General features: G+C 67.7%; 12 protein-coding genes. 9 read left to right on the plus strand and 3 right to left on the minus strand.

Features of this window, described 5'->3' with window-relative positions; translation table 11 throughout:
- Positions 1–25: 25 nt before the first annotated feature.
- Positions 26–229, plus strand: a complete 204-nt coding sequence (locus AWB66_RS09505; RefSeq protein WP_087630252.1) for a hypothetical protein — start codon at positions 26–28, stop codon at positions 227–229.
- 9 nt (positions 230–238) lie between these two features.
- On the opposite strand, the gene AWB66_RS09510 is transcribed toward AWB66_RS09505, so the two are convergent.
- Positions 239–604 (minus strand): hypothetical protein, encoded by a 366-nt coding sequence (locus AWB66_RS09510; protein WP_087630049.1) that lies wholly within the window; start codon positions 602–604, stop codon positions 239–241.
- Between the two features lie 298 nt (positions 605–902).
- On the opposite strand from AWB66_RS09510, the gene AWB66_RS09515 reads away from it, so the two are divergent.
- The 8 genes from AWB66_RS09515 to AWB66_RS09550 all read left to right on the plus strand — a co-directional run bounded on the left by AWB66_RS09515 (position 903) and on the right by AWB66_RS09550 (position 11,146).
- A complete protein-coding gene (locus AWB66_RS09515; RefSeq protein ID WP_087630050.1) occupies positions 903–2,030 on the plus strand; it encodes a purine-nucleoside phosphorylase in 1,128 nt (375 codons plus the stop codon).
- Positions 2,031–2,298: 268 nt separating this feature from the next.
- Positions 2,299–4,617 (plus strand): filamentous hemagglutinin N-terminal domain-containing protein, encoded by a 2,319-nt coding sequence (locus tag AWB66_RS09520; protein ID WP_159462900.1) that lies wholly within the window; start codon positions 2,299–2,301, stop codon positions 4,615–4,617.
- Positions 4,590–6,323, plus strand: coding sequence for a ShlB/FhaC/HecB family hemolysin secretion/activation protein (locus tag AWB66_RS09525; protein ID WP_235021062.1), 1,734 nt, complete (start codon positions 4,590–4,592; stop codon positions 6,321–6,323). Before AWB66_RS09520 ends, AWB66_RS09525 begins: the two co-directional genes overlap by 28 nt.
- Before the next feature lie 17 nt (positions 6,324–6,340).
- Positions 6,341–6,991: a FecR family protein gene (locus AWB66_RS09530; RefSeq protein ID WP_235021063.1), complete on the plus strand. Its 651-nt coding sequence runs from the start codon at positions 6,341–6,343 to the stop codon at positions 6,989–6,991.
- Positions 6,992–7,217: 226 nt separating this feature from the next.
- Positions 7,218–9,440, plus strand: coding sequence for a CHASE2 domain-containing protein (locus AWB66_RS09535; RefSeq protein ID WP_087630053.1), 2,223 nt, complete (start codon positions 7,218–7,220; stop codon positions 9,438–9,440).
- 283 nt (positions 9,441–9,723) lie between these two features.
- Positions 9,724–10,008, plus strand: a complete 285-nt coding sequence (locus AWB66_RS09540) for a hypothetical protein (protein WP_087630254.1) — start codon at positions 9,724–9,726, stop codon at positions 10,006–10,008.
- A gap of 253 nt (positions 10,009–10,261) precedes the next feature.
- Positions 10,262–10,702 carry an Hsp20/alpha crystallin family protein gene (locus AWB66_RS09545; protein ID WP_087630054.1) on the plus strand — a complete coding sequence of 147 codons (441 nt, stop codon included), beginning with the start codon at positions 10,262–10,264 and terminating at the stop codon, positions 10,700–10,702.
- A gap of 30 nt (positions 10,703–10,732) precedes the next feature.
- Positions 10,733–11,146 (plus strand): Hsp20/alpha crystallin family protein, encoded by a 414-nt coding sequence (locus AWB66_RS09550; protein ID WP_087630055.1) that lies wholly within the window; start codon positions 10,733–10,735, stop codon positions 11,144–11,146.
- Between the two features lie 71 nt (positions 11,147–11,217).
- Here AWB66_RS09550 and AWB66_RS09555 read toward each other — a convergent pair whose 3' ends face one another.
- A complete protein-coding gene (locus AWB66_RS09555) occupies positions 11,218–14,376 on the minus strand; it encodes a bifunctional diguanylate cyclase/phosphodiesterase (RefSeq protein ID WP_087630056.1) in 3,159 nt (1,052 codons plus the stop codon).
- Entirely contained in the window at positions 14,373–15,167 is a 795-nt protein-coding gene (locus AWB66_RS09560; protein ID WP_087630057.1) for a substrate-binding periplasmic protein, read from the minus strand. Before AWB66_RS09560 ends, AWB66_RS09555 begins: the two co-directional genes overlap by 4 nt.
- Between the last annotated feature and the right edge of the window lie 260 nt (positions 15,168–15,427).

The raw sequence follows: 15,427 nt of genomic DNA on the forward strand, positions 1-15,427 counted from the left end.
CGCGTTCCAATTTCCGGTCATCGCCATGCCAGTTTCACCCCGACGCGCCCGCGTGCGGCGCAAGCCGCCGCGCGGGGCGCTCGTGCGTTATCAGGACCGCATCGCGGAAGTGCTCGGTGAAGCACGCGGACAACGCGTGATGATCCGCTCGATTCACGCCGACGGCGTCGAACGGAAGACCGCCGTGAAGTGGGTGAATCTGGTGCCGCTGGAGGGGCAGTTGTTTTAGCTGGGTCGCCTAGCCCGCCGCGCCGACCGGTCTGGCAAACCGGGCGCGAAAACCGAACAATCGGTGAATGAGGGAAGGCTTGATCCGCTGCGCCGTTTGCGGCGTCGCTACACCCGCAGACGCTGGCGGCGCTGCCGGTTCCGGCATCCCGATCGTCACCCCCGCCTCCCGCGCTTTCGCACATCGCTGATTCAGCAGCATCCGCATCGCGGCTTCATCGATCAGTGCGCGCGCCTGAATCCAGCCGTGCTCGAAACGCAGCGCATAGTCGATGTCGGTGAAATCGTGATGCTGGCCGGAGTCGGCGAGCGCGGTCGCCGTCGAGATGACCCGTTGCAGCGTCCAGGCTTCTATTTCGTCGATGTCCGTCGGCACGTGCGAACCTCGCTCACTGATGAGGTCTACGGATCTTAGCCCAGCGCCTCGCCGCGCCCGTCGTCTGCCGACAACACCGCATTAAAAAAGCTAGACGAATGAACGTGCGTAAAAAGCACTTTCCGCGCGGTGTACGCAACGCGCTTGAGCAGCGAAAAGCGCCGTCTTTCCGGTCGCCTACGCACATTTAATTCACCCCTATAATCGCCGGACCCGGGCGCCTCGACGGACCGGAACCCGGGGCCGGCGCCCCGCGCGCCGCTCTCATGCACCCGCTTCCCACCTCACGGAGCCACCGATGAAAGTGAATGCGCTGTCGAAGAAGGGTCTGCCACGCCGCCGGTATGCGGCGCTCACCACGCGAAGCGCGGCCGCGCTCGCCGCCACGCTCGCCTTCGGCGCGTGCGCGCCAACGTTTGCGCAAGACTCCGACGACTTCCGCTCAGGCGGTCATCGCGGCGATCACGGCGGCGGCGACCGCGACGTGAAAGTGATGATCATCTCGATGTTCGGTCCCGAAGGGCAGGTCTGGCTCGACCGCCTCGGCCCGTGGAAGGCGATCAAGGTGCCGGGCCTGTCGCCCGACTATCCCGAAGTGCACTGCAACCGGCAGGACATCTGCGTGCTGACCACCGGCATGGGACACACGAACGCCGCCGCTTCGCTGATGGCGCTCACCTTCTCCGACAAGTTCAATTTGCGACGCACCTACTTCATGATCGCGGGCATCGCGGGCATCGATCCGAATCAGGGCACGGTCGGCTCGGCGGCGTGGGCGAAGTATCTGGTGGACTTCGGCATCCAGTGGGAGCTCGACGCCCGCGAAAAGCCCGACAGCTGGCCGAGCGGTTTTACCGGCATCAACACGAAATCGCCGACTGAGAAGCCGCCGCTCGACTACCGCACGGAGGCGTTCGCGCTGAATGCGAAACTCGCCGATACGGCGTTCGCGCTCTCGCAGAACGTCGTGCTCGCCGACAGCCCGGAGGCACAGGCCGCGCGCGCGAAGTTCAGCTACGCCCCGGCGAATCAGGTGCCGAAGGTGATCCAGTGCGACACGCTGGCGGGCGACACGTGGTGGTCGGGCAAGTACATCGGCGAGCGGGCGCGCGACTGGACCAGGCTTCTCACCGATAACAAGGGCACCTATTGCACGACGCAGCAGGAAGACAACGCCACGTATGAGGCGCTCAAGCGCGCGGCGAGCACGGGCCGCGTCGATCTGAACCGCGTGGCGGCGTTGCGCTCGGGATCGGACTTCGACCGTCCCTACGAGGGCCAGACGGCCGGGGACAATCTGCTCAACTACCAGGCGCAGGGAGGCTTCGCGCCGGCAATCGAGAACCTGTATCGCGCGGGCAATCCGCTCGTGCAGGACATCGTCGCGCACTGGAGCGAATGGCGTTACGGCGTGCCGACGCGCTGAGCCTACGAACGAAGGCGGCGCCGGCCGCCTTCTCCACGGCGAATGGTTCGGACCGGAAAACAACAGACCATTTGCCGTGTCCTTCGGCCGGCTCCGCACCGCGCCTCCATTTACAGAAATCGTATTCAAAAGCGCCCGGCGGAACACTACACTGCCTTTCATGGTTTAGCTGCATCGTTCAATGCGCCGGCTTCGCCCCTCGAAGCATCCGGCATTGACAGGCGTTCAGTCGATCGGCAAAACGATCAGTACAACGGAACCGACCACCATGACGGGCACAGTCCATGTCCGCCGCCCCCCGCGCGGCGGACGCCGGCTACGTCTGGCCTTGATCTCGCTTCTCGGCACGTCGGGCGCCTGCGCGCTCGCCGCGCCGGGCGGCGGACAGATCGTCGCCGGCTCGGGATCGATCGCGACGAGCGGTCCGCATACGGCAGTGCAGCAGAACACGGACCGTCTCGTCATCGACTGGAACCGGTTCAGCACGCGTGCCAACGAGTCGGTCGCGTTCAGCCAGCCGGGCGCGCGCTCGATCGCGTTGAACCGCGTCGTCGGGCAGGACCCGTCGGTGCTGCTCGGCAAGCTCGATGCCAACGGTCAGGTGTTCATCGTCAATCCCAACGGCGTGCTGTTCGGTGCCGGGTCGCGCGTGAACGTCGGCGGCCTGATCGCGTCGACGCTCAGCCTGTCCAGCAGCGATTTCCTCGCGGGCCGCTATGCGTTCGCGAGCGGCGGCGCGGCCGGCGCGGTCGTCAACAAGGGCGTCATTCGCGCGGCGCCGGGCGGTTATGTCGCGCTGATCGGCCGCCGCGCGGTCAACGAAGGCACGATCGCCGCGCCGGGCGGCCAGGCGGCGCTCGCGGCGGGAAACCGCGTGACGGTCACGCTCGGCGAGCACTCGATGATCGGCCTCTCCGTCGATCAGGGCGTGCTCGACGCGCTCGCCGCCAATCGCGGCCTGATCGAAGCGGACGGCGGGCAGGCGCTGCTCGCGGCGGGCGCCGAGGGCGCGCTGCTCGCGGGCGTCGTCAACAACACCGGCGTGATCCTCGCGCGCACCGCCGTCAACCAAAACGGCGTGATCCGGCTCGTCGCGGAAGGCGGCACGGTGCAGGTCGGCGGCGTGCTCGACGCGTCCGCGCCGAACGGCGGCAACGGCGGAACGATCCAGACGGTCGGCTCGCGCGTGGCCGTCTCGCCGCACGCCTGCCTCACGACGGCCGCAGCGAGCGGCGACACCGGCACGTGGCTCGTCGCGGCGCGCTCGCTCACGGTTGCCAGCCACGGCGGCGACGTCTCGGGCGCAACGATCTCGCGCGCGCTCGGCACCACGAATGTCGCGCTCGGCGCGTTCGGCCGGCGCTCGGGAACGGTTTCGATCGACGATGCGATCGGCTGGAGCAGTCCGAATACGCTGGCGGTGCTGGCGCGCAATGACATCGCGGTGAACGCGCCGCTCGTCGCGCCGGCGGGCGTCGTTCTGTTCGGCACCGGCGCGTCGCTCACGCAGCGCGCCGGTATCGCCGCGGCGGGCGTGGCGCTCGTCGGCGGACGCGGACGCTACCGGCTCGACGATCCGTCGAACCGTATCGCGACGATCGCGGCGAACACCGGATCGGTGACGCTCGTCGATGGCGTGCCGCTCACGGTCGGCACGGTCGGACCGGTGTCCGGCATCGCGACTTCCGGGCCGGCGACGCTGCGCGCGCCGTCGCTGACGCTCGACGCGCCCGTGCAGAGCACGGCGACCGGCACGGCGGTGACGCTCGCGTCGGTATCGGGTTTCGCGAACCGCGCGGGCGCGGGCGCCATCTCGACGCGGAACGGCCGGTGGCTCGTCTATTCGAGCGATCCGAACGCCGACGCGTTCGGCGGCCTCCAAAGCGGCAATCTCGCGCTTTGGGGCGAGTCGTTTCCGGCGGCGTCGGCGAATCTCGCGGCGGCGGGCGGCAATCGCTTCGTGTTCGGCGTGCAGCAGCAGGCGGTGCTCAGCGTGAAACCGGGCAGCGCCAAGGAGGCCGGCACGGCGCGCGCGCTCGGCCCGGAGGACGTCTTGCTGAGCCTGCGCTACACCGGCGCCGACTACGGCAACGCCTTCGCCGACGGCCCCACGACACACGAGCCGCTCGCCTTCACGGTGACGAGCGCCGGCGCGGGCGCGGGCGCGGCGGCGGGCGAGTACATCGTCACGGTTACGCCGACTTCGCTGCCCGCCGGATACCGCGTCAGCACGCTCGTCGGCACCTTGCGGGTGAACGCGACGACGACGCCAACCGAGCAACCCACGGCGGCGCCTAAACCGCCCCAGCCACCGGTCACGCCCCTCACGCCGATTCCGCCGGAACCGGCGGCAGAGCCGCCCGCGACGTCTCCCGTGCTGACAGCGCTCGCGCCCGCTCCGCTCGTGATCGACGCGGTGCAGACGGTCGCGGGCGAGACGCGCGACGATCCCGATCACACGGCCGTGGCAATGCCGCCGGGACTGACGCGCCCCGCGACGCCGGTCGTGCAGACGACGAGCGACCCCGCAAGCGACGGCAGCCGCTTGCCCGACGATGCGTGGCCCGGCAACGTCTGCCGCATGTGATGCGAGCCGGAGCGCGCCGCCATCGACGCTTCGTCCTGCAAGGCGCTCCCGTCTTGCTGCTCGCGTTCGCGGCCCAGTGCCGGCATGGCGTCTACGCGCAGATTGCGCAGGTGGTGCCGAACGCGGGCAGCACCTTGCGCGAACAGCAGCAGCAACCGGCGCCCGCGCCGCCGTCGTCGGATTTCCGGCTGCAAGTCGCGCCGCCGCCCGCCGCGCCGCCGTCCTCGTCGCCGGGCGGCATCCGTTTCGCCGTCAACGCGTTCGAGCTGAGCGGCAACGCGATCGTCACGCCGGACCTCCTCGCGCTTCTGAAAGACGACACCGGCCCCGCCCGCTCGCTCGACGACCTGAACGCCGCCGCCGCGCGCATCACCGCGTTCTACCGCGCGCACGGCTATCTCGTCGCGCGGGCCTACGTGCCGCCGCAGACCATCGACAACGGCGTCGTGCACATCGCGATCAGCGAGGGCCATTTCGGGCGCGTCGAATTGTCGAACCAGTCGCGCACGCGCGAAGCCGTGCTCGCGCGCTTCATCACGCCCGAGCGGCTCGGCGACGTGATCGACGAGGACCGGCTCGCGCGCGCGACGCTCCTCATGCAGGACGTGAGCGGTACGACCGGTGCGAGCGCGACGGTCTCGCCGGGCACGGCGCCCGGCACCTCCGACCTGACGCTGCAGGTGCCCTCCGCGCGACCGCTCTCGGGCAGCCTGCAAGCCGACAACTTCGGCGAAACGTCGACGGGAACCGCGCGCGTCATCGGCGCCATGCAGTGGAACAACCCGCTCGGCCTCGGCGACCAACTGGGCGCGCGCGTGCTCACCTCGATCACCGGGCAGACCTACGGCAACATCGGCTACACGTTGCCGCTCGGCGGCAGCGGACTCGCGTGGGGCGTCGCCTACACGCGCTCGACGTATGTCGTCGGCGGCGATTTCAGCTCGCTCGATGCGCACGGCAGCGCGAACGTCGTCTCGACATACCTGAGCTATCCGCTGCTGCGCTCGGTGTCGGCGAACGTGATCGCGACGCTCGGCATCGATCACAAGCTGCTCGCCGACAACCTCGGCGCCTTCGACATCTCGAACGACAAGAACAGCGACGTCGGCCGCTTCGGCCTTACGGGCAACGTGGACTTCGCGAAGAGCATCAGCACCTTCGACGCGAGCCTGCAACAAGGCAACCTGCGTCTCGACGATCCCGCGCCGCAGCAGGCCGTCGCGCAGACGGCCGGCGCGTTCACCAAGCTCGTGTACGCGTTCACGCACACGCAGGCGCTGACCGATGCGACGCAGGTCTACGTCGCGGTGAACGGGCAGTTCACGTCGCGCAATCTGGACTCGTCGGAGCAGATGTCGCTCGGCGGGCCATACGCGGTGCGCGCCTATGCAACCGGCGACGGCGCGCTCGACCAGGGCTGGGTCGCCACCTTCGAATTGCGCCAGACAATCCGGCAATCGCTCGTGCCGGGCCTCTTCACGCTGATCGGTTTCATCGATACCGGCGACGGCAAGCTCGTCGCCCATCCCTTCCTGCCGGGCAGCAATCATCTGAGGCTGTCGGGCGGCGGCGTCGGCGCGTCGCTGATCGCGCCGGGCAATTACCTGCTGATGATGTCGTATGCGCACACGCTCGGCTTTGTGCCCTCGACGCTCGGCACCGGCCACGCGAACCGCTTCTGGCTCACGCTGGCGAAGTCCTTCTAGCCCGGTCCCCCGACATCGTGAAAACGCTCCGCGCCCTTGCTTCGTGTTGGTGGTTCGGCCTTTTCGCCGCGATGCTCCCGTGCGCCGGAGCCGCAGCATCCGCGCCGGTCGCGACGGTGACGGCGCTCGTCGGCAGCGTCGCGATCCAGTCGGCGGACGGCGCGCAGCGGCTCGCGGCGGTCGGCGGCGAAATCAAGAACGGCGACACCGTCGAGACGTCGGCGGGCTCAGAGATCGTGATGGTCTTCACTGATCACCAGCGCGTATACCTGAAGCCGGGCACCGTGTTCCGCGTCGACGACTTCAACTACGCGCCCGCGGACGCGCAGCAAGGCCGCAGCTTCCTGTCGCTCGTGAAGGGCGGGCTGCGCATGCTCGACGGACTCGTCGCGAGCCAGGGCAAGGGCGAGAACTACAAGGTGAAGACGCCGACCTCGACGATCGGCATCCGCGGCACGGAATACTCCGTCACCGATTGCGGCGACAACGCCGCGTGCCAGGGCGACCAGATCGTCGTGTTCGCGGGCGAGATCGTGGTGAGCAACGAAGTCGAGATGCGCGTCGTGCGCGCCGGCGAAGGCGTGATCGTCGCCAGCCTGCGCGCGCCGCTCAGGGTGCTGCCGGCGAGCCGCGTGACGCCGGTCGTGCCGTCGGCGGCGTGTCGATGAGGTCGCGGCGCTGACAACGCAACTCCTGCGGCTCACGCTGCCGACGCTGCGGCGTCTCGAAGCGGAGGACGCGGCGCTCGCGTCGCGCATCCACGAATTCGTCGTGAAGGTGCTCGCCGCACGGCTCGCCATCGCCATCGCCAACGAGCAGATTCGCGCGGCGCACTAGCTTGCGGGCGCCGTCGGCATCGGCGCGCACGGACGTTCATCGTCATCCGAGGTCGACTTGAAACAGCACGCATTGCGCTTCGCCGCCGGCCTTCTGATCGTGTTCGCGCTTATCGGACACGTGCTGCATCGCTACGACGTGCGCTTCATCGACACGCTCGACGCCCTCGCCTACGACACCAAGATCCGGCTCACGATGCCGCGTGGCGTCGATACGCGCATCGCGATTCTCGACATCGACGAGAAGAGTCTCGCCGAACTCGGCCGCTGGCCGTGGGACCGCGCGCGCATGGCGACGCTCGCCGACACGCTGTTTACCCGCGACGGCGTCGCGCTGCTCGCCTTCGACATCGTGTTCGCGGAACCCGACGAGAGTTCGGGGCTGCCGGTGCTGAACCGTCTGGGCAAGAGCGATCTGCAGGACGACGCGCAGTTTCAGCGCGCACTGCCCGGCCTCGCCGCCCAACTCGACTACGACCGCCGTTTCGCCGACGCGCTGCGCGGCCGGCCCGTCGTCCTCGGCTACTACTTCGCCAATCAAGGCGCTTCGAGCGGCGCGATCCCGCCGCCGGTGCTTCCCGCGACCGCGTTCGGCGCGCATCCGATGACGCTCTTCGACTGGAGCAGCCACGGCGGCAACCTGCCCGCGCTGCAGACGGCGGCGGGACGCGGCGGCTTCTTCAATCCGGTGATCGATTTCGACGGCTCCGTGCGGCGCGTGCCGCTCGTGACCGAGTATCGCGGCGGCGTGTACGAAGCGCTGTCGCTCGCGGTCGTGCGCGCGCTGTCGGGCGACGCGCCGCTCGCGCTCGTGTTCGACGACCCGGCCGACGCCGCCTCGACGCTCGCCGGTCTCGCGCTGCGCACGCCGCGCGGCACGCTCGCGATTCCCGTCGATGCAAACGGCGCCGCGCTCGTGCCGTATCGCGGACGCGAGCGCAGCTTCGCCTATTTTTCCGTCGCGGACGTGCTGGCCGGCCGCGTCGCGTCCGGCGCGCTGCGCGGCAAGATCGCGCTCCTCGGCACCACGGCGCCGGGCCTCGTCGATCAGCGCGCGACGCCCGTCGGCGAGGTGTATCCCGGCGTCGAGGTCCACGCGAACCTGATCGCCGGCATGCTCGACGGCACGCTGCGCGCCGAACCGTCGTTCGCCGGCGCGGTGCAGGCGCTGGCGGTGCTCATCGCTGGCTGCGCGATGATCTTCGCGTGGCCGTGGCAGGCGCCCGCCCGCGCGACGCTCCTCACCGTGCTGCTGACGGGCTGCGTGATCGCGGCGGACCTCGCACTCTGGCGCTATCGCGCGTGGTCGCAGCCGGTCGCTTCGCTGCTTCTTGCGATCGGCGCGCTCTTCGTGCTGAACATGTCGTATGCGTTTTTCGTCGAATCGCGCGCGCGGCGGCGCTTCACCCAACTCTTCGGCCAATACGTGCCGCCGGAACTCGTCGAGGAAATGAGCCGCCATCCCGAGAGCTACAGCATGGCGGGCCGCCGCGCGGAACTGACCGTGCTGTTCAGCGACGTGCTCGGCTTCACCGCGATTGCCGAGACGCTCGAACCGGAGGAACTTGCGGTGATGATGAACGAGTATCTCGGCACGATGACGGCCGAGATCCGCAAGGAACGCGGCACGCTCGACAAATACATCGGCGACGCGATCATGAGCTTCTGGGGCGCGCCGATGGAGGACCGCGACCATGCGCGCCGCGCGGTGGCCGCCGCGCTCGGCATGCGCGCCGCGCTGGCCGAGCTGAACCGGACGTTCGCGGCGCGCGGCTGGCCGACGCTCTGGGTCGGCATCGGCATCAACACCGGACCGATGACGGTTGGCGACATGGGCTCGACCGTGCGCAAGGCGTACACGGTCATGGGCGACGCGGTGAATATCGCGGCGCGGCTGGAAGGGCTGACGCGTCACTATCGCGTGTCGATTCTGGTCGGCGAAGCGACGCGGCTGAACGCGCCCGATGTCGTGTATCGCGAGATCGATCGCGTGCGGGTGCGCGGACGCGCGACGCCCGTCGCCGTGTACGAGCCGCTTATGACCAACGATACGTGGGCCGCAGCCGATGCCGCCGCCCGCGAGCCGCTCGCGCAATGGCACGCGGTGCTTCGACACTATCGCGCGCGGGAATGGGACGCGGCCGGGCGTCTGCTCGCGACGCTCATCGAGCGCGATCCGGAGTGCGGTCTGTATGTGGCGTATCGCGAGCGTATTGCCATGCTGCGCGAAACCGCGCTGCCCGCCGACTGGGACGGCGTGAATACGTTCGATACGAAATGAAGGGCGGCCGTTGCGCGCTGTTTTAAGTAGCGAGTACGAAGCATCCCCCACGAACGCATGCCTCCTTCACGCGGACTATCTGCGCGCGGCGAGTGTCTATAACTTGGTTATCGTGCTGGCCCGGCTGCATCCGGACGCGACCGCCACATTCGATCGCGTTCCTCAGCAAGTCGCTTGGCAGGGCAGGCGCCATTCCGGCCGCATTCGCGCACGCAATCACGCGACGCGGCACGACACCATCGACGCAAGGCGCCGTGATCCCGGCGCCGTCAAGGAGTTCGACATGAAAGCAAGACTTTTCGCCGCCGCTGTTGCGGGGCTTTTCGCCATCGCGGGCGCCGCGCAAGCGCAGATGCCCCACGATCAGCAGCAACTCGTGCAGACGATGCGCCCGATGCAGACTGCGCAGTCCACGCAAGCGGCGCAAGAGAACGCCGGCATGCAGGCCGCATCGACCGATGACACGTCCTACGGCGGCACCCCCGCGAGCCGCAGCATGTCCGCGCCGGGCCAACGGCCAAGCTCGTGCAGCGCCGCGCCGAACTGCGACATCTTCTTCGGCCAGTAAGCGCCGCATGCAGGGCGCGTCCGGATGGACGCGCCCTTCCGATTCCCGCTTTCCGCGCGCAAAAACGTTCGCAAATATGGGCGGCACAGCGCGTTTCAAGACGCTCCAGCGCCATATCGACTCCGAATGAAAATTTCGCTGGATCGATATTGAAAGTCCCCTCGCGGCTCCTATCTGGGTATCAACGCAGCCACGAAGCCGTTCGCTTCGCGGCCCTGACCGATCCCAACGTCCGTATCACGGAGACGAAGCCATGAGTGACCTTTATTTCACAAGCGACCTGTTCGGTGATTTCGATCGCGTGCAACGCCAGATGTCCGCGCTGCTCGGCAATCTGCCGTCGAGCATCCGTTCGACCCGCGCGAACGCCTTTCCGCAACTGAATATCGGCAGCACCGACGACTCGATCGAGATCGTCGCGTTCGTGCCGGGCGTCGATCCGGCGTCGCTCGACGTCACGGTCGATAAAGGCACGCTCACCATCAGCGGCGAGCGCAAGCCAAGCGAAGCGAGCACTGAAGGCGAAACGCGCACTTACGCGAAAGAACGCTTCTTCGGCAACTTCCGGCGCGTGATCGAACTGCCGCAGAACGTCGATCCCGACAAGGTCGGAGCACGCTATTCGAACGGCACCCTTGCCATCAGCGTCGGCAAGCGCGAAGCCTCGAAGCCGCGCGCCATCGCCATTCAGTAACCGGATACTCGGCACATCGGGAGAGAAGCCATGAACGCACAGACACAGATCGCAGAACGCAATACCGGAGCAGCCGCCGAAGTCGCGCGGCGCGAGCCCCAGCGTAGCCGGCGCGCCGCGCTGACGCCGGCCGTCGACATCGTCGAAGACACGCACGGCGTGACGCTGTGGGCCGACCTGCCGGGCGTGGCGCGCGAAAACCTTGACGTGCGCGTGCACGACGGACGGCTTTCGATCGAAGCCCAGGCCGTCGTGTCGACGCCGGATAATCTGCGGCCGAGCCATGTCGAAATTCGAGAGCCCTTCTTCGCGCGGGCCTTCACGCTGAGCGACGAGTTCGACACGTCGCGCATCGACGCCAACCTGCAGAACGGCGTGCTGAAGCTGACCATTCCGCGGCGGGAAGAAGCGCGGCCGCGACGCATCGAAGTGCGCACGGAATAATCAGCCGCGCGTTGATTCAATGCACAAAGCAAGCCATCGTCCCGCGACGATGGCTTTTTTTGCATCGCCGATCAGGCCTCGACCCGCACGTCCCCCGCGACGCCGCCGCGTTTTCGCCCCGCTCCCGCGCGCGGCCACGGATCGAACTTCGCCGCGAACGCCTCGAAGCCTTCGATTGGCAACGGCCGGCAAAAGAAGTACCCCTGATACGCGTGACACCCGGCGCTCGCGAGAAAGTCGCGTTGCGCTTCGGTCTCGACACCCTCGGCGATCACTCCGAGCCCGAGGCTTTGCGCGAGCGCCACGATGGTCTTGGCGATGGTGGCGTCGTTCGGATCGACGAGCACGTCGCGCACGAACGACTGGTCGATCTTCAACTGGTCGAGCGGCAGCCGCTTCAGATACGACAGCGACGAATAGCCGATGCCGAAGTCGTCGAGCGAGAAAACCACGCCCTTCGCCTTCAGCGCATACATCTTCTGGATGATGTCCTGCACGTTGTCGACGAGCACGCTCTCGGTCAGTTCCAGCTTCAGGCGATGCGCCCGTGCGCCGGTGCGCTCGATCGCCGCCAGCACCTTGTCGACGAAATCGGGCTCGCGCAACTGCTGCGCGCTCACGTTCACCGCAATCGTCAGGTGCGCCATCTCGGGCCGCAGCGCCCATAGCGTGAGCTGCGTGCACGCCGTTTCCAGCACCCAGTTGCCGAGCGGCAGGATCAGTCCGGTTTCCTCGGCGAGCGGGATGAAATCGGCGGGCGGCACGAGGCCGCGCTGCGGATGCCGCCAGCGCACGAGCGCTTCGGCGCCCGTCACTCTGTCGCCCTGCGTGACCTGCGCCTGATAGTGCAAAAGGAACTGCTGGTCCTCGATGGCCTTGCGCAGATCGACTTCCAGCGCCGCGCGCTCGACCACGACGGTCTGCATCGCGGGATCGAAGAAACAGAGCGCGTTGCGGCCGCGCTCCTTCGACTTGTACATCGCGAGATCGGCCTGCTTGAGCAATTCGTCGATCGACGTGCGATGCCCCTTGAAGACCGTCGCGCCGACGCTCGCCGTCGAGCGGTATTCGACCGCGCCCAGCTGATACGTATTGCCGAGCAGCGACAGAATCTTTTCGCCGAGCGCCTCGGTCTGGATCGCCGCTTCCTGCCGGTTCTCGTGCAGGCTCTGCAACACCACGACGAATTCATCGCCGCCCACCCGCGCGACCGTGTCGCTCTCGCGCACGCTCGACGCGAGCCGTAGCGCCACTTCCTGCAGCAGCCGGTCGCCCTTGTCGTGGCCGAGCGTGTCGTTGAGCGTCTTGAAGTGATCGAGGTCGATGAAAAGCAGCGCGCCGCAAGTCCCGCCGCGGGCGCTCGCCGTGATCGCCTGCTTCAGTCGGTCGAGCAGCAGCGAGCGGTTCGGCAGGCGCGTGAGCGCATCGAAGAAGGCGAGTTGCCTGATTCGTTCTTCCGCGATCTTCCGCTCGGTGATGTCGTGATGCGTGATGACATAGTGCGTGACGGCGCCATCGTCGCCGCTCACCGCCGAAATCGTCAGCCACTTCGGATACACCTCGCCGTTCTTGCGACGATCCCAGATCTCGCCCTGCCAGCCGCCCTCGCGACGGATCGTGTCCCACATGTCGCGGAAGAACGCGTCGTCATGACGGCCCGAGCGCAACACGTGCGGCATCTGTCCGACGATCTCGGACGACGCATAGCCGGTGCACTCGGTGAACGCGGAATTGACGCGCAGGACGGTGTTGTCGGCGTCGGTCACCATCATCGCTTCGAGCGAATCGAACGCGACGGCGGCGATGCGCAACTCCGCTTCGAGCTGCTTGCGCTCGGTGATGTCGCGCCCGCTCGTGCGAAAGCCGGTGAACGTGCCGCGCGCGTCGCGGATCGGCGCCCACGACACCGAGAACCAGATGTCCGAGCCGTCCTTGCGCACGCAGCGGAATTCGAGGTCGTCGCCGCGCAGGCCGCGCAGCCCGTCGGCGAAGGCGGGCGCGACGCGCGGCATGTCTTCCGGATGAATCAGCGTGGCCGCGAAGTCGGGCATCGCCATGCATTCGTCGACGGTGTAGCCGGTGTATTCGGTCACCGACGGATTGATCCAGCGCGGCTTGCCATCCGGTCCCCACCAGACTTCCCAGTTCACCGTGCAGTCGGCGATCGCGCGGAATTTCTCTTCGTTCTCGCGCAGTTCGCGCGTCATCATCGAGGCGAGCTGCATCGCCCGGCGACGGCCCGTCAGCGTGAGCCACGCGAGCAACGCGAGGAGCAGGCTCAGGCCCGTGCCGGCCACGGCGATCGTCAGTTCCGCATTGCGGCCGAAGCGCGTCCTGAACTCGTCCTGCGCGTTCATCGCGAGCATCCAGTTGTGTCCGGCGACCACCAGATATTCGTTCGCGGAAAGAGGCACGCCCGCGTGCGGCGCGGCGGCATCGGAGGAACGGTAGAGCAGCGAGCTCGCGGACGCCTCGACGCCGTCATACACGGCGAGCGCAAGCCCGGGCGGCCGCTCGCCGTAGAGGCTCGCGATGACGTCGCTCATGCGAAACGACGCGTAGACCCAGCCGACCAGATGCGCCCGCCGCTCGGCGACCGTCAAGAGCGGCTGGCCGCGTTCGTAGACCGGCAGATACATGACGAAGCCGGGCGGCGCATCCGGCTCGGTATCGACGGTCAGGCGCAGCTTGCCGGTGATGCAGGCCATGCCGGAATCGCGCGCCTTTTCCATCGCGAGGCGCCGCGCGGGGTCGGCCCACGCGTCGTAGCCGAGCGCCGCGCGATTTCGGCCGAGATACGGCTCGCGCTGCACGATCGGCGCATAGTTGCGGCGGCCGCCGTCGGGCTGGATCGCGTAACTGGCGAAACCGAGCCGGCGCATCTCGTCGACATGCGCCTCGCGACGCGCCGCCGGCACCCATTCGACGATCCCGATCGCCTGGATGCCGGCGAAATTGGCGTCGAGATTGAGCGAGCCGACATAGTCGTGAAAATTGCCGCGGTCGACGCCATCGGTGGCCGCGAAGAGGCTCTGCACGCCGCGCAGCATCAGCTCGTAGGTCGCCATGCGCTGCTCGACGCGGCTCACCGTGTCGCCGAGCGAATACTTGAACTGCGACAGCAGTTCATTGCGGGAGCTTTGCCGCTCGTGGCTCCAGATGGTCCAGGTGACGCTAAGCGCGGCGCACAGGATCAGGAGCGGCAGCAGAAGAAGGCGCGCCCGGCTCACGGCGGCGTCTGGAAATCGACCATCGACTTCGCGAGGTCCGGCTTGAAGTATTTCTCGAAGATGCGCCGCACGGTTCCGTCGGCGCGCATGCCGTTCACGAGCGCGCGCCACTTCTCCTGCTCGGCGGCGGGCAGCGCCTTCTTGGACATGATGAGACCGTGCGGCGCGGCCGGATCGTTGAACTCGATGATGGTCGTGACATCGCGGATCTTTCGCTCTTCGAGCGCGGGATAGTCGAACGGCTCGATGATCATGCCCTGGATACGGCGCAGCAGCAGCGCCTGGTAGAGCGGATCGGGGCCGCCCGCCTGGCTCGTGCGATTCGCGGCGGCGAGTTCGTCGACGAGATGGTTCGCCGATGCGCTATAGCGGAAGCCGCGGATCACGCCGAGCTGGAAGGCGTCGTTGTGCTCGAAATCGGCGAGCTGCTGGATGCCGGCGTCGCGGCGCACGAGCAGGTAGTACTTGTTGCTGAAGTACCAGGCGAACGACGCGTAGCGGTCGCGATCGGCGTTCGTGATGCCGGAGAGGCTGAAATCGAGCGCGCCGGATTCGATCAGTTGCCAGATGCGCGCGCGCGACATGAGGCTGACGCTGACCTTGCAGCCGCTGCGGCGGATCAGTTCGTCGGCGAAATCCTTGTCGATGCCGGTGTCGGTATCGGCGGAATAGAGCAGGCCGTGATCGTGCAGCGCGAGCGTGAACGGACGCGAGCAGTCGGGCCCGGCTGCCATCGCGGGACCGAGCGTGCACAACGCGAGCAGCAAGCCGCCGATTCCGTGTCGGATCACTACGCCTCCAGGAGATTGAAGCGAACGAAAGCGGATGCCGTCGCCGGGCGCTATCGATAACGCGGTTGATGTGCCTTCCTGCATGGACGGCCGGTGGCCCATACGATGCACGAGCGCGAAGCGCTCCATATGCGTTGTCGGCAGGGGCGCGGCAATCTTGAGGGCGCGCGGACGATTTTGTCGCGCGAGGCGAATCCATCCATCCGGATGCCCGCTTTCCGGCGGTGCGCGGCCCCTCGCATGCCGGGTGGCGCGCGCGC

Source organism: Caballeronia telluris, from assembly GCF_001544495.1.
GTDB lineage: Bacteria > Pseudomonadota > Gammaproteobacteria > Burkholderiales > Burkholderiaceae > Caballeronia > Caballeronia telluris.

What these genes read in the sequence shown, in the direction of transcription:
- AWB66_RS09505 (WP_087630252.1), top strand. Translation starts at nt 26, where the DNA reads ATGCCAGTTTCACCCCGACGCGCCCGCGTGCGGCGCAAGCCGCCGCGC.
- AWB66_RS09515 (WP_087630050.1), top strand. Translation starts at nt 903, where the DNA reads ATGAAAGTGAATGCGCTGTCGAAGAAGGGTCTGCCACGCCGCCGGTAT.
- AWB66_RS09520 (WP_159462900.1), top strand. Translation starts at nt 2,299, where the DNA reads ATGACGGGCACAGTCCATGTCCGCCGCCCCCCGCGCGGCGGACGCCGG.
- AWB66_RS09540 (WP_087630254.1), top strand. Translation starts at nt 9,724, where the DNA reads ATGAAAGCAAGACTTTTCGCCGCCGCTGTTGCGGGGCTTTTCGCCATC.
- AWB66_RS09545 (WP_087630054.1), top strand. Translation starts at nt 10,262, where the DNA reads ATGAGTGACCTTTATTTCACAAGCGACCTGTTCGGTGATTTCGATCGC.
- AWB66_RS09550 (WP_087630055.1), top strand. Translation starts at nt 10,733, where the DNA reads ATGAACGCACAGACACAGATCGCAGAACGCAATACCGGAGCAGCCGCC.